This window comes from Sphingobium sp. CECT 9361 (assembly GCF_918741285.1).
Taxonomy (GTDB): domain Bacteria; phylum Pseudomonadota; class Alphaproteobacteria; order Sphingomonadales; family Sphingomonadaceae; genus Sphingobium.
The window spans coordinates 1-628 of sequence record NZ_CAKKNC010000079.1; the positions used below are offsets into that span (position 1 = coordinate 1).

A 628-nucleotide genomic window follows, 5' to 3' on the forward strand; every position below is an offset into this window, starting at 1 on the left:
AGAACCCCCATGAAAAGAGGCTTCGACGCTTGCTGGAACGGCTACGGGCTACGCCCTGCGCCGTTCCAGCAAGCGTCGATTCTCACCTTGATTGTCGCTGCATTCTCATCCTGATTGTCGCGCGGCAAAGATGGTCGCGGGATCGCGGGCCGGGTCGATCCCGGCATTACGCGCGTCCTGCATGGCATCGACGACGGCTTGGGTCGCGGTCGGAATGGTCGCCAGCGCGTCGGGCTGCAGGGCACGGCGATAGCGGAAGTCGAGATCGTAGTTCATCGGCGAAGTCTCCCTTTGCGCCCCCTGGCGCATCAGGCTCCCACCCCCTCCCCTTCCCGCTTCGCTTGCGAGCGGGCTCAAGGAGCCGCACTCGCGTTGCCGTCAAGCCGCCTCCTTGAGCTCGCCGCCAAGGGCAGGATCAAACTGGCGCAACCATTTGACCGCCTGTTCGGCCTTGGCCGCCGCGTGCAGGATCGCGGTCTTGTCGCCGCGCAGGATCTTCATTAATCGCGAGGTGTCGATAATGTGAAGGAACGCGGTTTCAGTGTATGAAATGCGCAGAATTGCGACGTTATCTGACGGGCTTTGCTCCGCATTATTTCTCGACGAACCTCTGCGGTCGTTTGACTAG

2 protein-coding genes are annotated in these 628 nt (G+C 61.6%); both read right to left on the minus strand.

All coding sequences use genetic code 11. The features are described 5' to 3' along the window. Positions 1–105: 105 nt before the first annotated feature. Entirely contained in the window at positions 106–276 is a 171-nt protein-coding gene (locus LQ220_RS24830; RefSeq protein WP_230190631.1) for a hypothetical protein, read from the minus strand. Between the two features lie 102 nt (positions 277–378). Continuing rightward, the gene (locus tag LQ220_RS24970) at positions 379–501 is read right to left on the minus strand and encodes a hypothetical protein (protein ID WP_290369096.1); all 123 of its coding nucleotides are present in this window, start codon (positions 499–501) and stop codon (positions 379–381) included. Between the last annotated feature and the right edge of the window lie 127 nt (positions 502–628).

What these genes read in the sequence shown, in the direction of transcription:
- LQ220_RS24830 (WP_230190631.1), bottom strand. Translation starts at nt 276, where the DNA reads ATGAACTACGATCTCGACTTCCGCTATCGCCGTGCCCTGCAGCCCGAC.
- LQ220_RS24970 (WP_290369096.1), bottom strand. Translation starts at nt 501, where the DNA reads ATGAAGATCCTGCGCGGCGACAAGACCGCGATCCTGCACGCGGCGGCC.